This window comes from Bradyrhizobium sp. Kon10 (genome assembly GCF_055807395.1).
In genome coordinates, this window is record NZ_JBVVOZ010000046.1 from 1 (window position 1) to 22,153 (window position 22,153).

At 63.4% G+C, this 22,153-nt stretch carries 22 protein-coding genes; 7 read left to right on the forward strand and 15 right to left on the reverse strand.

The window, feature by feature from the left end; genetic code table 11:
* Window positions 1-86: 86 nt before the first annotated feature.
* From AC0L2O_RS33570 to AC0L2O_RS33615, 10 genes are all read right to left on the reverse strand, one after another.
* Complete coding sequence (locus AC0L2O_RS33570; RefSeq protein WP_473372771.1) at window positions 87-737, reverse strand: hypothetical protein; 651 nt, start codon at window positions 735-737, stop codon at window positions 87-89.
* Window positions 738-793: 56 nt separating this feature from the next.
* Window positions 794-985 (reverse strand): hypothetical protein, encoded by a 192-nt coding sequence (locus AC0L2O_RS33575; protein WP_369725031.1) that lies wholly within the window; start codon window positions 983-985, stop codon window positions 794-796.
* Between the two features lie 170 nt (window positions 986-1,155).
* The gene (locus AC0L2O_RS33580) at window positions 1,156-1,872 is read right to left on the reverse strand and encodes a hypothetical protein (protein WP_473372772.1); all 717 of its coding nucleotides are present in this window, start codon (window positions 1,870-1,872) and stop codon (window positions 1,156-1,158) included.
* A gap of 50 nt (window positions 1,873-1,922) precedes the next feature.
* Window positions 1,923-3,329 carry a hypothetical protein gene (locus tag AC0L2O_RS33585; protein ID WP_473372773.1) on the reverse strand — a complete coding sequence of 469 codons (1,407 nt, stop codon included), beginning with the start codon at window positions 3,327-3,329 and terminating at the stop codon, window positions 1,923-1,925.
* 254 nt (window positions 3,330-3,583) lie between these two features.
* On the reverse strand, window positions 3,584-4,357 hold the full coding sequence (locus AC0L2O_RS33590; RefSeq protein WP_473372774.1) for a fumarylacetoacetate hydrolase family protein: 774 nt from the start codon (window positions 4,355-4,357) through the stop codon (window positions 3,584-3,586).
* Between the two features lie 11 nt (window positions 4,358-4,368).
* Window positions 4,369-5,388: a 2-dehydropantoate 2-reductase gene (locus AC0L2O_RS33595; protein WP_473372775.1), complete on the reverse strand. Its 1,020-nt coding sequence runs from the start codon at window positions 5,386-5,388 to the stop codon at window positions 4,369-4,371.
* 233 nt (window positions 5,389-5,621) lie between these two features.
* Window positions 5,622-6,047, reverse strand: a complete 426-nt coding sequence (locus tag AC0L2O_RS33600) for a CBS domain-containing protein (RefSeq protein ID WP_473372776.1) — start codon at window positions 6,045-6,047, stop codon at window positions 5,622-5,624.
* A 192-nt stretch (window positions 6,048-6,239) separates the two neighbouring features.
* Window positions 6,240-7,556, reverse strand: a complete 1,317-nt coding sequence (gene oxlT / locus AC0L2O_RS33605; protein WP_369725020.1) for an oxalate/formate MFS antiporter — start codon at window positions 7,554-7,556, stop codon at window positions 6,240-6,242.
* A gap of 257 nt (window positions 7,557-7,813) precedes the next feature.
* Window positions 7,814-9,103: an oxalate/formate MFS antiporter gene (gene oxlT, locus AC0L2O_RS33610; protein WP_473372777.1), complete on the reverse strand. Its 1,290-nt coding sequence runs from the start codon at window positions 9,101-9,103 to the stop codon at window positions 7,814-7,816.
* Window positions 9,104-9,334: 231 nt separating this feature from the next.
* Window positions 9,335-9,472, reverse strand: a complete 138-nt coding sequence (locus AC0L2O_RS33615) for a hypothetical protein (RefSeq protein ID WP_369725018.1) — start codon at window positions 9,470-9,472, stop codon at window positions 9,335-9,337.
* A gap of 264 nt (window positions 9,473-9,736) precedes the next feature.
* On the opposite strand from AC0L2O_RS33615, the gene AC0L2O_RS33620 reads away from it, so the two are divergent.
* The gene (locus AC0L2O_RS33620; RefSeq protein ID WP_473372778.1) at window positions 9,737-11,065 is read left to right on the forward strand and encodes an Hsp70 family protein; all 1,329 of its coding nucleotides are present in this window, start codon (window positions 9,737-9,739) and stop codon (window positions 11,063-11,065) included.
* 315 nt (window positions 11,066-11,380) lie between these two features.
* On the opposite strand, the gene AC0L2O_RS33625 is transcribed toward AC0L2O_RS33620, so the two are convergent.
* On the reverse strand, window positions 11,381-11,824 hold the full coding sequence (locus AC0L2O_RS33625) for an SRPBCC family protein (protein ID WP_409189434.1): 444 nt from the start codon (window positions 11,822-11,824) through the stop codon (window positions 11,381-11,383).
* A 424-nt stretch (window positions 11,825-12,248) separates the two neighbouring features.
* Between AC0L2O_RS33625 and AC0L2O_RS33630 the strand changes: the two genes are divergently transcribed.
* The 3 genes from AC0L2O_RS33630 (at window position 12,249) to AC0L2O_RS33640 (ending at window position 13,073) form a co-directional block, all read left to right on the forward strand.
* Window positions 12,249-12,458, forward strand: a complete 210-nt coding sequence (locus AC0L2O_RS33630) for a cold-shock protein (RefSeq protein WP_045006404.1) — start codon at window positions 12,249-12,251, stop codon at window positions 12,456-12,458.
* A gap of 93 nt (window positions 12,459-12,551) precedes the next feature.
* Complete coding sequence (locus AC0L2O_RS33635) at window positions 12,552-12,794, forward strand: transcriptional regulator (protein ID WP_369725012.1); 243 nt, start codon at window positions 12,552-12,554, stop codon at window positions 12,792-12,794.
* A gap of 54 nt (window positions 12,795-12,848) precedes the next feature.
* Entirely contained in the window at window positions 12,849-13,073 is a 225-nt protein-coding gene (locus tag AC0L2O_RS33640; protein WP_409189432.1) for a hypothetical protein, read from the forward strand.
* A gap of 79 nt (window positions 13,074-13,152) precedes the next feature.
* Here the strand turns inward: AC0L2O_RS33640 and AC0L2O_RS33645 are convergent, their stop codons facing one another.
* The 4 genes from AC0L2O_RS33645 to AC0L2O_RS33660 form a co-directional block, all read right to left on the reverse strand.
* The gene (locus AC0L2O_RS33645; protein WP_473372779.1) at window positions 13,153-13,335 is read right to left on the reverse strand and encodes a hypothetical protein; all 183 of its coding nucleotides are present in this window, start codon (window positions 13,333-13,335) and stop codon (window positions 13,153-13,155) included.
* 498 nt (window positions 13,336-13,833) lie between these two features.
* Entirely contained in the window at window positions 13,834-15,111 is a 1,278-nt protein-coding gene (gene frc / locus AC0L2O_RS33650; protein WP_473372780.1) for a formyl-CoA transferase, read from the reverse strand.
* Between the two features lie 63 nt (window positions 15,112-15,174).
* Window positions 15,175-16,908, reverse strand: coding sequence for an oxalyl-CoA decarboxylase (gene oxc, locus AC0L2O_RS33655; RefSeq protein WP_473372781.1), 1,734 nt, complete (start codon window positions 16,906-16,908; stop codon window positions 15,175-15,177).
* A gap of 49 nt (window positions 16,909-16,957) precedes the next feature.
* Complete coding sequence (locus AC0L2O_RS33660) at window positions 16,958-17,689, reverse strand: GntR family transcriptional regulator (protein WP_369725006.1); 732 nt, start codon at window positions 17,687-17,689, stop codon at window positions 16,958-16,960.
* 308 nt (window positions 17,690-17,997) lie between these two features.
* On the opposite strand from AC0L2O_RS33660, the gene AC0L2O_RS33665 reads away from it, so the two are divergent.
* The 3 genes from AC0L2O_RS33665 (at window position 17,998) to AC0L2O_RS33675 (ending at window position 22,089) form a co-directional block, all read left to right on the forward strand.
* Window positions 17,998-20,127, forward strand: coding sequence for an acetate--CoA ligase family protein (locus tag AC0L2O_RS33665; RefSeq protein ID WP_473372782.1), 2,130 nt, complete (start codon window positions 17,998-18,000; stop codon window positions 20,125-20,127).
* A 215-nt stretch (window positions 20,128-20,342) separates the two neighbouring features.
* Complete coding sequence (locus AC0L2O_RS33670; RefSeq protein WP_473372783.1) at window positions 20,343-21,191, forward strand: IclR family transcriptional regulator; 849 nt, start codon at window positions 20,343-20,345, stop codon at window positions 21,189-21,191.
* A gap of 97 nt (window positions 21,192-21,288) precedes the next feature.
* Window positions 21,289-22,089 carry an NYN domain-containing protein gene (locus AC0L2O_RS33675; RefSeq protein WP_473372784.1) on the forward strand — a complete coding sequence of 267 codons (801 nt, stop codon included), beginning with the start codon at window positions 21,289-21,291 and terminating at the stop codon, window positions 22,087-22,089.
* Window positions 22,090-22,153 lie beyond the last annotated feature (64 nt).

Below are 22,153 nucleotides of genomic sequence, written 5' to 3' on the forward strand. Positions count from 1 at the left end.
ACCGCTTTTGCCAACCCGCGAAAAGTTTCATTCAGCGCGCGTCGGCCCTCAAGGCCGGTCCCAACTCGCAATGACGGCCTGGCCCGCTACTCCGCCGAGAGCCGCACCATTTGGCGGCCGCCGTTGATTTCCTTGAGGGTGTTGACGAAGTTTTCCGGGCGCTGCCAGCGGGAGGGGACCTTCAATCCCATGAATTCGGCGATGTCGCCGATGAAGCCGGTGCAATTGGTGGTCTCGGCGTTCCAGACCGGCGAGCTCGCCTGCAATTTCTTGATGTAGGCGAACACGCGCTTGGCGTCGGCCTCGTTCAGGTAGACGCGATAGCTCGCGGTCAGATAGTCTGGGTCGAGATCACCGTAGCTCGCGCCGGTCTCCGACGGCACCCAGGTCAGGTAACCGAGCACGTAGGTCCAGGTGTCGCCCGCCGGCGTCAGGCCCGCGACTTCGACGGCGCGCTCGCTGGTCTTGCCGTACCAGACGAAGGCGTGACCCCAGCTCGCGGCCGTTCGGGCGCGGAAGTCGACATAGTACGGACCTTTCTCTGCGCGCGCGACCGGCCGTTGCGGCGATTGCCGAGCCGGTCGTGACGCGGAGTCGGTCGAAACAAGCGCATTTGCATCGGCAACGCGCTTGTTTGCTTCGTGGGCCGAGGCCGATGGCATCGTGCACGCAATCATGGCTGCGAGGGCAAATCCCGCAAGCAGGCGGGATCCCCATCGATCAGATGTGCTCGTCACGGTAATGCCCCTCGACTGCTGGCCGTTCGCTGGTTGAGCGCGCGATATTGTGCGCGTCAGTAGTGCGCCGGCGCCTTGCCGATCGGGGCCTTTCCGATCGGGCTCTTGCCAATCGGCATCTTGCCGATCGGGGCCTGCTCCGCCGGATAGACCGGCACGGGCTGGCGGCGCGGCAGATCCGCAGCGTTCGCAACGGTCACCAGAGCAAGCGTAGCACCCACGACAAATACAATCTTCTTCACGTTCATACCCCTGAAGGTTTGGTCCAAACACGGCAGAGCCGTGCCCCCAGACACGCCTCACAGAAGGGCGTCGGAATGCGTCCACAGTGCGGCATCCGCGCGGCATGTTGGGGGCATATGTCGGTGTCGGCAGAGATGTGATGTGTCGGAATATTTCAGTGGCCGTAGTGCGCTCCTCAGCGATCAGCGCTGAGGCGGAAATGCATCTCGATCTTTGCCGACGATGGTTCGCTCGCAACGCGCCAGGGCGAAAAGCCGGGCGTCGGATCCGGATCGGACGGAAGATCGATCGGCCAGCTTTGCGTCGGCGTGCCCGGCAGCGTCAGGCTGACGGCGCGGTGGCGCGTCTTGTACATCAGCGACGCCGAGGCAATGATCGCTTTGCGGTCGCCATCATGCGCGCGCCAGTTGGCAGGCAACATGGCGTCGGCATAGCCTTTCGCTTCCTCGACCTCGATGTGCACGTCCTCCTCCTTGTCCGGCAAGCTCATGCCGGCGGGAAGACGAAACTCGATTGCGAGCGTCATGTAGCCATGGCTGAGAGTGGGCGAGCGGATGAACTCGTACCATCCCCACCACGCCAGGCCAGATGTGATGAGCAGGAGCGTGACGGCGAAGGGGAAGGACAGGCGGGACTTGGGGCGAGCCGCGGTCTCTGACGTTTCGGTAACGGGCGGAGCCGCGTCGTCTCGGACGATGCCGATGCGCGTGAACAGCCAGATGCCGGCGATCAGGCCGAGCACGCCGCCGATCGGGCCGATGCTGAAGACGGCACCCATGGCGATGCCGCCATCGCGGTCGGGCCCGGCCAGCATCACCACCAGCGCCGCAAGGGCGGACCAGCCGGCGAGCAGGCCGAGCACGGCGGAAACGAAGCCGAGGATGATGCGCATGAGCCATTGGTCGCATGGTGAGGGATCGCGGTTCGATTCCGATGCGCGCCTCACCCGATCCGGTTCAGGCTGTTCCGGATCGTCGAGAAGATGCCGCCGATATCCTTGCGCAGGCCGTCGAGCGCGTTGAAATGGTCGAAGATGCGGGCGAGCCGGTCTTCGACGTCGCGCTTGCTCTTGGCGAGCGCGTCGACGCGCGAGGCAAGGGGGACGCCGCCGTTGGCCTCGATCTCGCCGACGGTCTTGGCGAGCAGGTCGCGGGTGGTGCTGACGTCGGCGATCAGGGCTTCGATGCCGAATACCGGGGCCTTCAGCGGGAGGAGGTCGGCCTGCGACTTCGACATCTCGGTCTTGAAGGCATTCAGCGTCGCCACGGTCTCCTGCAAGGCCCCGAGACGCTGGCGCGACTGGATGATGAAATCGTTCAGCGCGTTCTGGCGATCGACGAGCGTCGTGCCGTCGGCGTCGGTCTCGACATCGGCGAGCGAGCGTTCGAGCTGGGCCTGGCGTTGGGCGAGCTCCTCGAAATCAAGCCGGATCGTGTTGAGGATGTTGGCGCTGTCGTCGATGCGGGCGAGGCGCTGCTCGATCTCGATCTTGTTCTTCGACAGCGCCTCGACGCGTGCGCTGAGCGGAGCTTCGCCGCCGGTCTCGAGCTCGTCGACGGTCTTGGCGAGGCGCTCATGGCTGAGGCTCAGTTCGCCGATCAAGGCATTGAGCCCGGCATCGGACGAGCGCAGCGGCACCAGCTCGGCGTGGGATTTCGCCAGATCTTCCTTGTACTGGTTGAGCGTCGAGAAGGTGTCTTGGACCGCGTTCACCCGCGACAACAGCGTGGAGATGCCGCCGGCGATGTCCTTCAGCCGGTCGGCGAGATTGTTCTTGCGGTCGTCGGTCTCGAGGTCGAGCAGCGAGCGCTCGAGCTGGTTCTGGCGGTCGCGGATTTCGGTGAAGACCGGCTCGACCGCCCGGCGCTGCTCGGCGGCCTTGCCGACGATCTCGCGCAACTCCTGCTGGTGGCGGCGGATTTCGGCGAGCTGGTCGTGCATGTCGGTGGACTGGTTGCGGCCCTGCTGCAGCAGCGCGCGCTGCTCGGTCTCGCCGAGCTTGTCGTGGAGCGCGGAGACGGCCTCCCTGGGATCGCTCTCGATCAGGTGCTGGACGGTCGCGTCCAGGTGGTTTTGCAGCGCGTGGGCAACGACAACGTCCTCCCGGGTCTTCCTGAGGCGGTCGCGCAGCTTGTCGAGGCGTCGGTCCTGGCGCGACAACCGCCAGGCGGTGGCGCCGATCAAGCCCAGCCCGCCCACCACGATCGCGCCGGCTGCGATGCGCTGCGGCATCGGCAAGGCCCCAAACGCGGCGGGCAGGTGCGTGATGTCGTAACCAAACGCCTGGGGGGCGAGAAGCGCGATGGCGGCGAGCAGGACAAACCAGGCAACCAGGAAAAACAGCCACATCGTGACGTCCTCACGCCTGCACAATCTCGCCATAATTGCTATTGGAGAGCGAAACCGAGATCAAGGGGCGGACGGGTTGCCGGAGCTTTATGGCCGCGCAATCCACGGCTGGTTTGCGTCAGCCGGGTTGGTGGAGGCGGGCGTCATTCCGGGGCGGCGCGAAGCGCCGAGCCCGGAATCCATCGCGCGGCAGAGACTGGACATATGGATTCCGGGTTCGCGACTTCGTCGCGCCCCGGAATGACGGCGGGACGCTACAGCCGAAACTCGTTGGTCAGCTCGCCGATACCGTCGATCGCCACCGTCACGATGTTGACCTGCTCCTTCATCACGCCCACGCCGACCGAGGTCCCCACCGCGATGAGGTCGCCGGCAAGCAGGGTCATGTCGTGAGAGATCTTGCTGACCAGCTCTTGCGCGCTGAAGATCATGTCCGCGATCGGATAATTCTGCCGTTCGGCGCCGTTGAGGATGGTGCGGACGATGAGCTTTGCGGGATCAAGGCCGGTCGTGATCACCGGGCCGAACGGACCGTAATCGTCGATCCCCTTGGCGCGGGCCCATTGCGGGAAGGTGGGGTCGCGGGTCAGGAGATCGTTGGCGGTGATGTCGTTGACGCAGGTATAGCCGAAGATGAAGGCATCTGCCTCGGCGGGCGAGACGCGCGCGCAGGTCTTGCCGATGACGATGCCGAGCTCGCCTTCATAGGTGGTCTTGCCGTCGTAGGAGGTGGGCCGGCGGATCACCGCGCCGGGCGTCGTGATGCTGGTGGTGGCTTTCAAGAGATAAAGCGGCTCCGGCGGCTCGGGCTGGTTCAGCTTGGCCGCGAGCGCGTGAAAATTATTCCAGAGCGCAACGATCTTGCTGGGCGTGCAGGGCGCCAGCAGCTCGACCCCCGACAGCGCGAGGGTCTTGCCGTTCGGCGCGTTGCGGCCGAACATCTCGCCGTCATGAACGCTGATGCCCGACGATGTCAACGTGCCGAAGCCGGTCGTGCCGGCATGGCGGAAGCGGAGCCATTTTTTCATCTCGCCAGCCATCACGCCACCGCCAGCGCGCGGGGATCGGCCGGCACGGCGACGCCGTCATAGAGGCCGGCGATGCGGGCGCGCTGGGTCACCATCGCCAGTACCGAGTCGAGCGCGGGCGTCGGGATTTTGGTCAAGCGACCCATCTCCTGCACCACGGTGACGAGCGGATCGATTTCCATCGGACGGCCGCGCTCGAGGTCCTGAAGCATCGAGGTCTTGTGCGCGCCGACCTTGCGGGCGCCCTCGATGCGGCGCTCGACATCCACACGGAACTTGACCCCGAACGTCTCGGCGATGCCTTGCGTCTCCAGCATGATCGCGCGCGACAATGCGCGGGTGGCGGGATCGGTGCAGATCACGTCGAGCGTGGCGTGGGTCAGCGCGCTGATCGGGTTGAAGCAGACATTGCCCCACAGCTTGAGCCAGATCTCGTCGCGGATGCGGTCGAGCACCGGCGCCTTCAGGCCGGCGGCGACGAAGAGGTCGGCGAGCCGCTGAACGTCGCCGCTGATTTCGCCGGACGGTTCGCCGAGCGGAAAATTATTGCCGTAGACGTGGCGGATCACGCCGGGCGCCTCGATCTCGGTCGCGGGATAGACGATGCAGCCGATGGCGCGCTCGGCGCCGAGCTCGCGCCATTGCCGCCCGCCGGGATCGATGCTGTCCAGCGTCGCGTTCTCGTACGCGCCGCCATGCTTGTAGAAGTACCAATAGGGGATACCGTTGACAGCGGTGACGATGCGGGTGTGCGGGCCCAGCAGCGGCTTCATTTTCTCGATCACGCCGGTGATCGAATGCGCCTTCAGCGTGACGATGACGTAGTCCTGCACGCCGAGCTCGGCCGGATCGTCGGTGCAGCGCGGATGGACGATGTGCTTTTCTTCGCCTGCGAGCAGCGTCAGGCCCTGCTCGCGCATCGCGGCAAGGTGTGCGCCGCGCGCGATCAGGCTGACGTCGGCGCCAGCGCGCGCGAGCTGCACTCCGAGATATCCGCCGATCGCGCCGGCGCCGTAGATGCAGATCTTCATGAAATCCTCGCGGGACCAAATTGGGACGTGGTGAGATCGATCGTGACACGGGCTCTCTGCACCTCTCCCGCTTGCGGGAGAGGTCGGCGCGCTCGAAGAGCGCGGCGGGTGAGGGCTCTATCCTCTTGGGGAGTCTCCCTGGCGGAGACACCCTCTCCCCAACCCTCTCCCGCAGGCGGGAGAGGGGGCGCGACTTTTCCGTGGCTGCGTCAGGCCGGCTGCATGAAGCTGCCTTAAGCCGCTTTCGGCGTGCTGTTGCTCGCGTCGTCGATGGCAGCCGCGATGTCGCGCATGCTGATGACGGAGACGAGGCTGTAATCGTCGATCACCGGCAGGTGGCGGATGTGATTGCGGTTCATCAGGTGCCGGACGTGCTCGATCGTATCGCTCGAGGTGCAGGAGATCAGCTGCTGCACCGAGACCAGCTGCGAGACCTTGACGTTGACGCCGTTGGCGCCATGCTCGGCGACCGCACGCACCACGTCGCGCTCGGTGAACATGCCGACGGCGGTATTACCTTCCGAGCGGACCACGTCCTTGACCACCAGCGCGCTGATATTGTTGGCGCGCATCAGCTTGGCGGCGATACCCACCGTTTCGTTCATTCGCACCGTAACAACGCGCGGCGTCTTCTTGCGCAGAATGTCTCCGACCAGCATTGCAACCTCCCTGGGTGAATGATGGAGCAAGTGTGGTATACATTATGCCAATCGTCAAGCATTGGATTTGGCTGATCCGAAAAATCTTGCGGCAGCGATGCTGACATTGCCGCAGGACCCAACAAGCGCCAGGCCAAAAAGAAAGGGGCGCAGCGATGCGCCCCTTTCCTGATGGATGCGGTTGATGCGGGGCTACGCCGCCTTGGTGCTTCCGGCAGCGGTTTCGGCGGACGTCGCTTCGTTGCCGAGGATGAAGGAGCGGCGCATCGGCTTGATCACGAACAGCGCCGTCAGCGCGGCCGTGGCGTTCAGCGCGACCGCCACCACGAACACGGCCTTCCAGCCGTAGGCGGCCGAGATCACGCTCGCGAGCGGGACGAGCAGGGATGCCGTGCCTTTCGCGGTGTAGAGCATGCCGTTGTTGGTGGTCGCATATTTCGAGCCGAAGGTATCGCCGCTGGTCGCGGGAAACAGCGAGTAGATCTCGCCGAAGACGCCGAAGTAAACCGCAGTCGCAAGCACGAACACCATCGGCACGTGGCCATAGGCCGACAGCGCCAGCAGCATCAAGGCCGCGGTGCCGAAGGCGATGAACATGGTGTTCTCACGGCCGATGGTGTCGGAAACCCAGCCGAAGAACGGCCGGCCGAAGCCGTCGAAGATGCGGTCGAGCGAAATCGCGAAAGTCAGCGCCGCCATCTGGAAGCCGAGCAGCGTGACCGGCGTGCTGGCGATCTTGAAGTCGTGCGCGATCGGCGCGATCTGCGCGGCGGTCATCAGGCCGCCTGAGGCGACCATGACGAAAACGAGATACATCACCCAGAAAATAGGGGCGCGCAGCACCTGCGGCGGGGTGAAGTCGATCTTGGTCTGCGGCAGGTTGAGCTGCTTCTTCTTCGGCGGAATTGAGATCCGCGGCGGCTGGATGAAGAAGGCGAGCACGAACACGATCACCCCTTGGCCGATGCCGAACTTGAAGAACGCGCTCTGGTAGCCGCTGGATGCGATCATCATCGCGATCGGAACGACCGTGAGCGCGGCGCCCGCGCCGAAGCCTGCGGCAGTCGCGCCTGCGGCCAGGCCGCGGCGGTCAGGAAACCATTTCAGCGCGTTGCCGACGCACGTGCCGTAGACTGCGCCCGCGCCCATGCCGCCGACTACCGCGGCCGCATAGAGCAGGGTGAGCGAGTCCGCATAGGAATTGAGGATCCAGGACAGCGCGATCATCACGCCACCGAACATGATGACGATGCGCGGGCCGTATTTGTCGACGAACCAGGCTTCGATCGGCACCAGCCAGGTCTCGGTCACGACGAAGATGGTGAAGGCGAGCTGGATCGCGGCGCGTCCCCAATGGTGGGCCGCATCGATCGGGTCGACAAACAGCGTCCAGCCATATTGCAGGTTCGCGATCATCGCCATGCAGACGATGCCCATGCCGAGCTGGAGCCAACGGAAACCGGTGCGAAGAGGCGCAGCCGTGACGGCGCCATCCGTGCTGGAAATCATCGATAACCTCCCAAGCGCCTGTCTGATCGACATCAACTGCCAAGATGACCGGATGTCGCAAACATTGTGTCTTATAGTCGCAAGCGCAGCGGGAAGCTTGGTATACCATATTCCAGAATGCAAGCCCTATCTGCGGCGCCGGCTCAAGAAAGTGCGGCTTTTCCTTCGGATTTGTAAAATAATTGGCGTTTTCCGCAACGCGAAAACGCCCGGCCGCGAGGGCCGGGCGTCATGCACGTGATCACGTGTGCGGCGTGTCAGATCGCCGATTGCGCGACCACGACCCTGCGCCAGGGTTTGAGCACCAACAGCGCGAGCAGCGCGGCGAGGATGTTGGCGCCAGCCGCGAGGATGAAGACGTTGTCCCAATGGCCCGAACTCTGCTGCACATAATTGGCGAGCGGCACCAGAAGCGCGGCCGTGCCCTTGGCGGTGTAAAGCAGGCCGGCATTGGTCGTCGCGAATTTTGCGCCGAACGTATCGGTGCAGGTCGAGGGAAACAGCGAGTAGATCTCGCCCCAGGCAAAGAACACGAAGCCCGACAGGATCACGAACCAGATCGGATCCTGGCCCCAGAGATAAAGCATCCAGATGCCAAAGCCTTCCATGCCGAAGGCGATGAACATCGTGTTCTCGCGGCCTATCATGTCGGAGATCCAGCCGAAGAACGGACGCGTCAGCCCGTTGAGCACGCGGTCGATCGTCGCTGCGAACGTCACCGCGGTCATGGTCATGCCGATCAGCGTCACCGGCACGGCGTCGACCTTCCAGTCCACCGCGATCGGCTTCAGGTTCGCCGTCACCATCAAGCCGCCAGCGCCGACGATCACGAACATGACGTACATCAGCCAGAAGATCGGCTGGCGCAGCACTTCGGTCGGCTGGTAGTTGCGGCGGCTCTGCGCGAGAGCGGCATTCGCTACCACGTTCGGCACCTGGCCCGGCTTTGGGGCAAGCAGGAAAAATGCGAGAATGCAGATGATGATGCCTTGTCCCAGGCCGAAATAGAGGAAGGTGCTCTGGAATCCGGAGTCCTTGATCATCGCCTGGATCGGCGCGACCGTGAGGGCGGAGCCCGCACCGAAGCCCGCGGCCGTGATGCCCGCGGCAAGGCCGCGCTTGTCGGGAAACCATTTCAGCGCGTTGCCGACGCAGGTGCCGTAGACGCCGCCGGCGCCTATGCCCGCGACGATCATGCCGAGATAGTAGCCGTTGAGCGTGGTGGCTTGCGCGTTGATCGCCCAGCCGGCTGCGCAGAGCACGCCGCCGATGAGCACCACGAGGCGCGGACCGTATTTATCGACAAACCATCCTTCGACCGGCACGAGCCAGGTCTCGAACAAAACGAATAGCGTAAAAGCCCACTGGATCGAGGCGCGATCCCAACCAAAAGTCTTCTGGATGTCGGGGACGAAGAAGGTCCAGCCGTATTGGTAATTGGCGATCATCACCATGGCCGCGACGCCGATCGCCAATTGCGCCCAGCGATACGTGTCGCTGACGCGTGCGGCTGCAGGGGCCGATGTTGCCTGAACCATGTCCGTCATGAATCCTCCAATGAGCGCTTCTATTCTTCAGCGAGCGTTGGCAGCATTCTTGTATTCATTATGCCAAGCTACAAGCGCGCGCGGCCCGTTGTGCGCTTATGACGCAACCGCTGCGAGACGGCGCGAATGAGCCGATCCCAAATAGAAATGGCCCCGCTGGGCGGGGCCATTCTTCGAAAGTAGGAATTCGCCGGTTTTACAACCGCCGCGACAATTCGACGCGCGATGCCCTTACAGGCCGAAGCGGGGGAGGTCGCCATTGCGGTTCGAGATCTCGGCGCTCGCCATCAGGAGGCGGTCGACCGCGGTCATGAAACGGGCGAACAGCGAGGGCGAGGGCGCGAGCGCGACGGAAGCAGTCTTGGACATCGGAATTCCTTTCTTCGAGACGGTCAGCATTACTGTCTCATTTCGAAAGGCAATCTATGTATACCAGATGCCAAAGTCGATGCATGACATTGCATGGCAGCATTCAATCTTCCGCATTGCAGCATGACGGCCCGTTAAAGCGGCCACTTCGGGCTGGATTGGGCCCGAAATCCGGATCTTGGCCATAACGGCCCAGGTCTTGGCACCGCAGTGCAAAGCCGCTAGTGGTCTGCCCCCTTTTCCAGTCATCTCGCAGAGTGGTTCATGTCGAGCGCCTCGCCCGCCGTCTCGATCGGCATTGATTTTGGAACCAGCAATACGGTCGTCGCGATCGCGGTGGATGACCGCCGGGTCGAGGCCGTTCGCTTCGACCATGGCGGGCAGCGGCACAGCGTCTATGTGTCGGCCCTGTGCTTCTGGGAAGATCGGCCGGGAGCCGGCGCCCAGGCTGGAGGCGGCCCCTGGGCGATCGAGCAGTTTCTGGAAGGGCGCCACATCTACCGCTTCCTCCAGTCGTTCAAGACGTTCGCAGCGAGCAGCAGCTTCAACACCACCCAGGTGTTCCGGCAGCGCTACAAGTTCGAAGATATTCTAGCGGCCTTTTTGCGGACGCTGGCGCGCCACGGCGGCGAGAAATTCGGCTTCGAGGCGGCAAACATCACGGTCGGCCGTCCGGTGCGCTTCGCCGGCGGCAATCCCGACGAGGCGCTGGCGATGCAGCGCTACCGGGCCGCGTTCGAGCGCCTCGGCGCGCCCCACGCCCGCTATGTCTACGAGCCTGTGGGCGCCGCGTTCTCCTTCGCGCGCCGGCTCGAGCGCGATGCGACAGTTTTGGTTGCGGATTTCGGCGGCGGCACCAGCGATTTCTCGGTGATGCGTTTCTCGCGCGCGGGCGGAAACTTGCGCGCCGAGCCGCTCGGCCACGCCGGCATCGGCATTGCGGGTGACACCTTCGATTATCGCATCGTCGACTACGTCGTCTCGCCGCGGCTGGGCAAGGGCTCGAGCTTCCGCTCGTTCGACAAGGTGCTGCCGATCCCGAACAGCCACTACACCAACCTCGCGCGTTGGCATCAACTGGCGCTGATGAAGAGCAACGGCGATTTGCGTGAGCTGCGGGAGCTGTCGCGCACCGCGCTGAAGCCGGCCCAGCTTCAGGATTTCATCACCATCGTCGACCTCGACCTCGGCTTTTCGCTGTACCGCGCGGTGTCCGACGCCAAGGTCGCGCTGTCCGCCGGGGATGAGGTGGACTTCCGCTTCAAGGGCGGCGGCGTCGAGATCGGCTCGACCATCACACGGAAAAAATTCGAAGGCTGGATCGCCGACGATATCGCCCGGCTTGGGGCCACCGTCGACAAGGTGCTGGGCGAGGCCGGCGTCACTGCGCGCGAGATCGAGAAAGTTTTCTTGACCGGCGGCACCTCATTCGTGCCTGCGGTGCGAAAACTGTTTGCAGAGAGGTTCGGCAACGAGCGGCTGATGTCGGGCGACCAGTTCGAGTCGATCGCCTACGGCCTCGCCTTGATCGGACACAGTCCCGATCCCGACCGCTGGGCCGCAGCCGGCGGGCTCAAGGCGAATGGCGCGTAACAATCCTTCGCAATCAGCTGGACCTGCTTCGCTGGCAGCAGTTCAATGAGCTCCGGAGAATTCCACGGACTCGACGTGAGGTGTTCACTCCGAAAGTCCCTCATTCTCCGTCATTGCGAGCGTAGCGACTTGTCCGCCGAAGCCTCGGCGAAGGCGGAAGCAATCCAGAATCCCTCCGCGGAGACAGTCTGGATTGCTTCGCTGCGCGCTGCGCTCGCAATGACGGGGATGGATCCGCGCATCCGATCGAACGGATCGACGCGCGGATAGCCGCTTTCATCCGGATCGCCTCTGAGAGTGCGATCCGGCTTTAAGCTATTGGTTGATCTCGGGCTCGACCAGCCTCGCCAGGTTTCGCAGCGATTCCTGCCAGCCGAGATAACAGGCTTCCGGGGGAATGGCGTCCGGGATGCCGGCCTGCGTGACCTCGAGCTCGGTGCCGACCGATACTTTCTTCAGCATCACGGTCACCTGGATTTCGCCGGGCAGATTGGGGTCGTCGAATTTGTCCGTGTAGCGCAGCCGTTCGCCCGGCACGAGCTCGAGATATTCGCCGCCGAAGGCGTGGCCGTTGCCCGTCGTAAAATTCCGGAACGACATTTTGAACGTGCCGCCGACCTTGGGCTCCAGATGATGCACGGTGCAGGTAAAGCCATTGGGCGGAAGCCATTTCGCAAGCGCGTCCGCCTCGAGGAACGCGCGGTAGAGTTTGTCGGGGCTGGTGGTCAGAACGCGGTGCAGGCGTACAGTGCTGGGCATGTTCATTCCTCATCAATTGAAGGGCCGGACGCTCACGTCTGTTGCCCGTTCATGCTCCGAGGACGAACGACACGGCGCGGGTCCGACATGATTTGTTGGATTTTCTTGCTGGCTTTTTGTTGAAAGCGGCTGCGGCGGATCGCGAGCGGGGAACGCTGGGCGCGCGTCCGAAACCGGCTGCCACACGCGCCTCTTGAGTGCCTCAAACCCCGCAAGACGGCCCCGCCGGGCGTCCCTGGGCCCAATTAACCCCTTGGCAAGCCTTGCGCGGGAGGGTGATGAGGTATACCCTAAAGTTGTTCGTTCAGCCGCTGTGCCTTGTTGAATGCGCCCGCGGGCTCCTTTTCCATCGACATCGACGAATTGAAACGGTTCCGCGTGAACGTCACGCGGAATGCACATATGTGCTCTTTGGAGAAGAAAAATGACGACAGGTACTGTGAAGTGGTTTAACGGCCAAAAGGGTTTCGGATTCATTCAGCCCGACGACGGCGGCAACGATGTGTTCGTTCACATCAGCGCGGTCGAGCGGGCCGGTCTTGCGGGTCTCGCCGAGGGCCAGAAGGTCACCTTCGAGGCCAAGACCGACAAGATGCGGGGCAAGGTCAGCGCTGAGAACCTCTCGCTGGCTTGAGCTATCTGCGCCGTTTCACGGATGTACTGAAACGGCACGCTGCCCGCTCGATCCCTGGATTGAGCGGGTTTTCTCTGTTGAACAGGGTGAAAGATGAGCGCCAAGAGATCGGCAGAACCGTCACCCGAAGGCATCGCGCGTTCCAATCGACAACGCCTGGCTGCTGAAGAAGGTGCAAAAGCGATGGCGGATGCCGAAAGGCAGGCCGTCGATGTTCGCAAGAACATGGCGCGGCTTCGAGAGCTGCGTCAAGCCAAGGAAGTCGCCGACGCAACCCTTCAAGCGTCGTTGCCGGCACCCACTTCGACGAAGCGCAAGAAGAAGCAGCCGCAATAGCCGACTTCAATCGCGCTGACGAAGATCTGGAGAGGGCCGGTCACATGCCGAAGGGTGCGGGTCTTGCCTAGAATCAAACCAGACCGCGGTGGCACAATCACCTTCTTTCTCGCGCTCGGCGCGGGCCGACAGATGTGCCGGCTTGCGACCACGTTTGCGACGCAGAAGCAGGCCTTCAGCTACCTTCAGAAATACCGGACCGAGTTCGAGCGCATTGCGCGGACGCGGCTCGCTTCGGGGGAGCTCGAAGACGGGATCGTCGTGCTCTCGATGCTGTAGGCAAGGCACCGATTTCGATGCCGGGCCTAGTGCGACCTTCGATCGCGCGGATGCGCGATCATACCTGCCACAGAGCGTCCTATTCGGAACGCTGTCCCGCCTTGGTTTCGCGGGCCAATCGCTCCGCTTTTAGCCGCTCGCGGTTCTCGTTGAAGGAGTTCTGGTCCTTCGCGTAGTCATTCATCGGCTTTTGCGTTTGAACAGGCTTGAATGCCTTGTTGGCCTCACGCTTGGCTCGATCAGAGGATTGATCTTTCGACATTTCGACCTCGGTTTGATCAACGAGCGTGGTCCCGAACTGCCGGACGCGACGCCTCCCGCACACAAGCTGATTTCGATCGACTTGTCATCCTCGGGGACGACAAGGCGGGCGATTCTTCAGCTTTGGGCAGGTCTTCCGCGAGGTGTTCGGTGCCTCGCTGCGGCGGCGGCACGCTCACATTTCCGGGAGTACGCCCGACCAACGTCCGGCCCTCGCATCAGTTCCTGGGGTCCGGTCCCTAATTCAGCGCTGGGGCCGGTCGCGCGTAGCGCGCGGGGGCAAGACCCTTTTTGGATGAGAGCATGCTACCCCTGTTTTGCCCGACGCGTCAAATGAGATTCGTAAAATACGAAATGCTTTTGGAGCCAATGAGTTAGCTACTGTGCATGGGGTTGTTTTTCAGTTTTTGAGTTTGGGCCCACAACCGCACGGCTTTTCTGAAGCAAAAAGGGCCGCCTCGATGGGCGGCCCTTTCGTCTTGGCTCAATCGAGCTTCGCTTATTCCGCGGCCTGCTTCTGCGGCGGATCCAACGCGCCGGACTTGTGGATGTCGGCGACCTGGTGATCGCTGAAGCCGAGGACAGAGCGCAGGATTTCGTCGGTGTGCTCGCCGAGCAGGGGCGAGCGCTCCACATCGCTCGGGGAGTCCGACAGCTTGATCGGGTTGCCGACGGAGATGTACTTGCCGCGGGTGGGATGATCGACCTCGACCACGGTGCCGGTCGCGCGCAGCGACTGGTCCTCGGCGATCTCCTTCATCGACAGGATCGGACCGCAGGGGATGTCGTCCTTGTTGAGGATCTCCATCGCCTCGAACTTGGTCTTGGTCATGGTCCACTGCTCGATGCGGCCGAAGATCTCGTTCAGGCGCGGCAGGCGCGCCGCCGGCTTGGCGTAGTTCGGATCGGTCTTCCAGGTCGGCTCGCCGATCACGTCGCAGATCTTCTCCCAGACCGGGGCCTGAGTGATGAAGTAGATGTAGGCGTTGGGATCGGTCTCCCAGCCCTTGCACTTGAGGATGCGGCCGGGCTGGCCGCCGCCGGAATCGTTGCCGGCGCGCGGCACGGCGTCGCCGAACGGAATGCCTTCGCCGAACTGGCTGTATTCCTTGAGCGGACCGTGGGCGAGGCGCTGCTGGTCACGCAGCTTGACGCGGGCGAGGTTGAGCACGCCGTCCTGCATCGCGGCGGTGACGCGCTGGCCTCTGCCGGAATGCGTGCGCTGGTAGAGCGCGGTGACGATGCCGAGCGCCAGATGCAGGCCGGTGCCGCTGTCGCCGATCTGCGCGCCGGTGACGAGCGGCAGGCCGTCGCGGAAGCCCGTGGTGGACGCGGCGCCGCCGGTGCACTGCGCGACGTTCTCGTAGACCTTGCAGTCCTCGTACGGTCCGGGACCAAAGCCCTTGATCGAGGCGACGATCATCTTCGGGTTGATCGCCTGGATCTTCTCCCAGGGAAAGCCCATGCGGTCGAGCACGCCGGGGCCGAAATTCTCGACCAGCACGTCGCACTTCTTGATCAGCTCGGTGAGGACTTCCTTGCCCTTGGGGTTCTTGGTGTCGAGCGTGATCGAGCGCTTGTTGTGGTTGAGCATGGTGAAATACAGGCTGTCCACATTCGGGATGTCCTGCAACTGGCCGCGCGTGATGTCGCCGACACCCGGCCGTTCCACCTTGATCACGTCGGCGCCGAACCAGGCGAGCAGCTGCGTGCAGGTCGGTCCGGACTGGACGTGGGTGAAGTCGAGAATGCGAACGCCCGTGAGCGCCTTGGTCATCGTGTTGCTCCGTACTCTGTCTGCCCCCGCAAACCGCAGGGAATAAGGGTTGAAGGGGAGGGCTTACTTCTTCTTCTGCAGGACGCTCTGCGGATTGAGGTTGCCGATGCGGCCGCTCTCGGAGCCGGCCGCCGGATCGATCACCGCGTTGATGAGCGTCGGCTTGCGTGAAGCCATCGCCTCATTGACGGCGCGCTTGAGCTCGTCGGGCGAGGTCGCATTCACGCCGACGCCGCCGAAGGCCTCCATCATCTTGTCGTAGCGCGCGCCCTTGACGAACACGGTGGTCGCCGGATCGGCGTTGACGCTGTTGACGTCGGTGCCGCGATAGATGCCGTCATTGTTGAAGATGACGACGCAGATCGGCAGGTCGTAGCGGCAGATGGTCTCGACCTCCATGCCCGAGAAGCCGAAGGCCGAGTCGCCTTCCACCGCGAGCACGGGGTGGCCGGTCTCGAGCGCCGCCGCGATCGCCTGGCCCATGCCGATGCCCATCACGCCCCAGGTCCCGACGTCGAGACGCTTGCGTGGGCGATACATGTCGATGACGCCGCGGGCGAGGTCGAGCGTGTTGGCGCCCTCGTTGACGAGGATCGCGTCGGGATGATCCTTGATGACGTTCTTCAGCACGCCGAGTGCGCCGTGATAGTCCATCGGCGATTTGTTGTTCATCAGCTTCGGCGCCATCTTGGCGACGTTCTCTTCACGCTTCGAAACGATGGCCTTGGTCCATTCGGCCGGCGGCGCAGTCCAGCCCACAGCCATCGCCTGGTTGAAGGCCGAAACGACCGAGCCGATGTCGCCGACGACGGGCGCGACGATCTCGACATTGGAGTCCATTTCCCGGGGCTCGATATCGACCTGGATGAACTTCTTCGGCGCTTCGCCCCAGCTCTTGCCCTTGCCGTGCGAGAGCAGCCAGTTCAGCCGCGCGCCGATCAGCATGACGACGTCGGATTCCTTCAGCACCGTCGAGCGGGCAGCACCAGCGCATTGCGGATGGGTGTCGGCGAGCAGGCCCTTGGCCATGCTCATCGGCAGGAAGGGCACGCCGCTCTTCTCGACAAAGCTCTTGATCTCTTCGTCGGCCTGCGCGTAGGCCGCGCCCTTGCCGAGAATGATGAGCGGACGTTTTGCACTCTTGAGCACGTCGAGCGCGCGCTTCACCGAAGCGGGCGAGGGGATCTGCGCGGGCGCCGCATCGATGACCTTGACCAGCGACTTCTGGCCGGCCTCGGCATTCATCACCTGGCCGAACAGCTTCGCCGGCAAATCGAGATAGACGCCGCCCGGACGACCGGAGACCGCCGCGCGGATCGCGCGGGCAAAACCGATGCCGATGTCCTGGGCGTGCAGCACGCGATAGGCCGCCTTGCACAGCGGCTTCGCGATCGCGAGCTGGTCCATCTCTTCGTAATCGCCCTGCTGGAGGTCGACGATCTCGCGCTCGGAGGAGCCCGAGACCAGGATCATCGGGTAGCAATTGGTGGTGGCGTGCGCGAGCGCGGTGAGACCGTTGAGGAAGCCGGGCGCGGAAACCGTGAGGCAGACGCCGGGCTTTTTGGTGAGATAGCCGGCGATGCCCGCGGCGTAGCCTGCGTTCTGCTCGTGACGGAAGGAGATCACCCGAATGCCGGCGGCCTGGGCCATGCGGCCCAAATCCGTGATCGGGATGCCCGGCACATTATAGATGGTGGTGATGCCGTTCAGCTTGAGCGCGTCGATGACGAGATGAAAGCCATCCGTCAATTCCTGCTCGGTGCCCGGTGCTTCGGACTTGGTCGCGGTATTCAGCATGGGCCTTGTCTCCCTGGTCTCGCGTACGATTCTGGTTTTTGCGACGTCGCTAGTTGAACAGTTCCTGGCCGTGCGCTTCGACGTAAGCGGCAAGGCCAAGGGTGTGATCGCGGGCGCGCTTCTCGGCAAGTTCGGTGTCGCGCGCTTCCAGTGCTTCGATCATGCCGAGATGCTCGGGCAGCGAGGTCGCGGTGCGATCCTTGCGCCCGATCGTCAGTTGCCGGTAGCCGCGCACGTGCAGCAGCAGATCATTGGTGAGATCGACCAGCACCGCGGATTCCGACAACGAGATCAGCGCCTGGTGGAAGGCGATGTTGGCGCGCGAATATTCCTCGACGTGGTCCTGGGGCAGGCGGTCCTTGCCAAAATCCTTGAAGTAGTCGCGCAGCGCCGAAATGTCCTTCTTGCGCGCCGTCGTGGTGATGAGGCGTGCGGCCATGCTTTCCAGCGCCGCCCAGGCGCGGATCATGTCGACGATTTCGGTCTTGGTCCGGCGCACCACCATGATGCCGCGGCGGGGCACGGTCTTCACGAACCCGTCCTGCTCAAGCATGGCGATCGCTTCGCGGATCGGCGTGCGGCTGACACCCAGGCGCTCGGACAGCGCGCGCTCGTCCAGCATCACCGGCTCGGGCGTCGAGTAGATGTCCATCTTGAGGATGGCTTCCTTCAAGGCGTCATACGCCTTGTTCTTGAAGCTGCTCTCCGGGGCAATGCGAACGATTGCGATGTCTGCCTCGGCCATGTTCGGCAACGCCTTGTTTGATTTCCGCAGTGACACGACGATTCTCCTCCAGTGGGAGTCGTCTTTTACAGGAATATTAACTGGAAAGTTTTTGGCATACCAAATACCAGAATGTCAAGCTGGCTATTTTTTGCAGCGTTCTCATCGACCACTTGCCTTGACAAGTTGGCTTCTGGCATACCAAATGCCATCACTGGCCATTTTTGATCCAAACCAGTGGAGCAGTCTCGGCATTCTGCCGCTCGGTTCCGCAGCGCGGAACAGGGCGCGGCGATGGCAAGGATCACGGGCAGCCGCAAGACGCGCTTTGCAAAGCAAGACCTGAAGGTCAAGGGAGAAGCCACATGTCCAATTCCAAAGATGTCGTCCGGAAGGTTCTTGACCAGGTCAAGGCGGACAATCGCACCAGCCTGACGGCGCCCGAAGGCAAGCTGGTCTGCGACGCCTACGGTATTGCGGTGCCGAAGGAGGGCGTGGTGAAGTCGGCCGGGGAGGCCGCCCGGGTCGCTTCTTCCATGGGCTTTCCGGTGGTGATGAAGATCGTTTCGCCGGACATTCTCCACAAGACCGAAGCCGGCGGCGTCATCGTCGGCGTCAAGACGGCGCAGGATGCCGAAAAGGCCTACGAGACCATTCTCGGTAACGCCAGGAAGTACAAGGCCGATGCCAAGATCGAGGGCGTCCAGGTGCAGCAGATGCTGGCCGGCGGCACCGAAGTGATCGTCGGCTCGATCACGGACGGCTCGTTCGGCAAGCTGGTCGCCTTCGGCCTCGGCGGGGTGCTGGTCGAAGTGTTGAAGGACATCACCTTCCGCCTCGCGCCCGCGACCAAAGAAGACGCGCTGTCGATGCTCGACGGCATCCAGGCGCATGAGATTCTGAAGGGCGTGCGCGGCGGCGAGCCGGTCAACCGCGCGGCGCTCGCCGACATCATCGTCAAGGTCTCGCAGCTCGTCACCGATTTCCCGGAGATTATCGAGCTTGACCTCAACCCGGTGTTTGCGACGGCAAAGGACGCGATTGCCGCCGACGTGCGCATCGTCGTCGATTTCGCTTACAAGCCGAAACCGAAGCCGCGCCCGACCGAAGAGATCGTCGCGGCGATGAGCCGGATCATGCAGCCAAAGGCGGTCGCCGTGGTCGGCGCGTCGGCGGAAGACGGCAAAATCGGCAACTCCGTGATGAAGAATCTCATCAACGGCGGCTACAAGGGCGATATCTACCCGATCCACCCCAAGGCCTCCGAGATCCTCGGCTACAAGGCCTACAAGAGCGTCAAGGACGTCCCGGGCGTGATCGACACTGCGGTGTTCGCGATCCCCGCGAAGTTCGTCGCCGCGGCGCTCGTCGAATGCGGCGAGAAGAAAATCCCGGGCGCGGTGCTGATCCCGTCCGGCTTTGCCGAAGCCGGCGCGCCGGAATTGCAGGCCGAGATCGTCGAGATCGGCCAGAAGTACAATGTCCGCCTGATGGGGCCGAACATCTACGGCTTCTATTATACGCCGGCCAATCTCTGCGCGACCTTCTGCACCGCCTATGATGTCAAGGGCCACGCGGCGCTGTCGTCGCAGTCGGGCGGCATCGGCATGGCCATCATCGGCTTCTCGCGCTCGGCGAAGATGGGTGTGTCGGCGATCGTCGGCCTCGGCAACAAGTCCGATATCGACGAGGACGACCTGCTCGCCTTCTTCGAGCAGGACCCGAACACCAATTTGATCGCGCAGCACTGCGAGGACCTCAAGGACGGTCGTGCCTTTGCGGAAGCTGCCAAGCGCGTCTCCAAGAAGAAGCCCGTGGTCGTGCTCAAGGCCGGCCGCACCTCGGCCGGCGCCAAGGCGGCCTCGTCTCATACCGGCGCGCTCGCCGGCAACGACAAGATCTATGAGGACGTGCTGGCGCAGTCGGGCGTGATCCGCGCGCGCTCGCTGCGGCAGCTGCTCGAATTTGCCCGCGGCGTGCCGGTGCTGCCGACGCCGAAGGGCGAGAACGTGCTAATCATCACTGGTGCCGGCGGCTCGGGCGTGCTGCTGTCGGACTCCTGCGTCGACAACGGTCTGTCGCTGATGTCGATGCCGCCGGATCTCGACGCGGCCTTCCGCAAGTTCATCCCGCCGTTTGGCGCGGCCGGAAATCCCGTGGATATCACCGGCGGCGAGCCGCCGATCACCTACGTCAACACCGTGAAGCTCGGCCTGTCGGATGAACGCATCCATTCGCTGATCCTCGGCTATTGGCACACCATCGTGACGCCACCGATGGTGTTTGCCCGCAACATGGTCGAGGTGAAGAAGGAGATGGAGGCCAAGGGCTTCGTCAAGCCGATCGTCGCCTCGCTCGCCGGCGACGTCGAGGTCGAGGAGGCTGCCGAATATCTCTACCAGAACGGCATCCCGGCCTATGCCTATTCGACTGAACTGCCGGTCGAGGTGTTGGGCGCCAAGTACAAATGGGCGCGCGGAGCAGGGCTGCTCTGAGCGTATCTTCGCCTCTCCCCGCCTGCGGGGAGAGGCCGGAGCCGCAAATTCCGGGTGAGGGGGGACTCTCGACGAGTCCGTCTCCCACCGTGTTCGCGGAGATAGCCCCTCACCCCGACCCTCTCAGTGCGAGCGAAGCTCGTCGCGGCCCCGTAAGAACGGGGCGAGGGAAGAGAGGCGGCTCGCGTCTTGTCTGATTGGCAATGCAGGTCGCGATGAGCAAGAACGTGATCCGGCGCAAATCGCTCGAGCCTCGGTCGCCATCAGAGGCCGAGCCCGACGCACGTGACGGCGGCGTGCAATCCGTCGACCGTGCGCTGTCGATCCTCGAGACGCTCGCCGAGGACGACGAAGGCTATCGCCTGAGCGACCTCGCCGTGCGCACCGGATTGTCGGCGTCGACCGTGCACCGCCTGCTGGCGACGCTGGAAAGCCGCCGCTTCGTGCAATTCGACCGCGCCGAATCCAAATGGCATGTCGGCGTACGCAGCTTCACGGTGGGCGCAAGCTTCGCGCGACGGCGCAATTTCACCGCGCAGGCGATCCCCTATCTCCGCAAGCTGCGCGATCTCACCCGCGAGACCGCCAATCTCGCCGTGGTCGACGACGAGTTCATCATCGTGCTGACCCGGATGGAAAGCCGCGAGATCATGCGCTCGCTGACCAAGGTCGGCGGTCGCGTTCCCATGGTGACCTCGGGCGTGGGCAAGGCGGTGCTGGCGACCTATTCCGACGAGGATGTCGGCGCGGTCATCCGCCATCACGGCATGCCGCGGCTGACGGAGAGATCGATCGTGCGGCCGAGCGACCTGTTCAGGGAACTCGCGACGATCCGGAAGCAGGGTTTTGCAGTAGATGACGAGGAGGCCGAGATCGGGCTGCGCTGTGTCGCCGCCGTGGTCTACAATGCACTCGCAGAGCCGCTGGCCGCGATCTCCGTGTCCGGCCTGACCAGCCGCGTCACCGACCGCCGGCTGCCGGAGATCGGCCGCGTGGTGCGCGAGGTTGCGGCGGAGCTGACGGCGGCGCTCGGAGGCGTGACGCCGACGACGAAACCGGTCTGAGCCGGATTTAGGGCCTGTTGAAAGAAATCAGCTCTGGCGGCGAGAGCCCGGACATCGGTATATCCATCCCCATTGTCGCGTCCTTTTGGGGAATGTCATGCCTTCTGAGCTTCGTTCGCCCCGTCTTGCCGTCCTGATCGATGCCGACAACGCCTCCGCAAAGATCGCGGATGGTCTGTTCGAGGAGATCGCCAAGATCGGTGAGGCCAGCGTTCGCCGCATCTACGGCGATTTCTCCCATGCGCGCTCCAGGGGCTGGGCCGACATCCTGTCGAAGCACGCCATCATTCCGCAGCAGCAATTCGCCTATACGACGGGAAAGAATGCCTCCGACATAACCCTCGTGATCGACGCCATGGACCTGCTTCACAGCGGTCGCTTCGACGGCTTTTGCCTGGTCTCCTCCGACAGCGACTTCACCCGTCTCGCCGCCCGCATTCGGGAGCAGGGCGTGGATGTCTTTGGGTTTGGCGAGCACAAGACACCGGAGAGTTTCAGGCAGGCCTGCCGAAGGTTCGTCTACACGGAGAACCTGCTTGCCGGCACGGCGAGCTCCCAGGGCGCCGCCTCGAGACCCACGCCGCTTCAGCCTCCTGATGCGGCTGCGGCCATCATCAAGAAGGTCATCACCCAGATGGAGAGCGAAGACGGTTGGGTCACTCTTGGAGAGGTCGGGCGGCAGCTCGCCAATTTGGCTTCCGATTTCGATCCGAGGACCTTTGGTTTCCGCAATCTGAGCAGCCTCGTGCGCAAGACGAATTCATTTGAGATTGATGAGGCGAACGGCAGGTCGATGCGGATCCGGGTCAAGCCCACCGCCGCGCCAGCGCCGAGACGTCGGAACTCGCGCAGACCCGCAAGGCCGGCGGCGACGGCCGGTTCGCCGCCTAAGGCGTAAGCAGGACGTGCCGTTATATTTGAGCTTGCCCGGTGGGGCGCGGGGCGTAACCATCGCCGGGTCA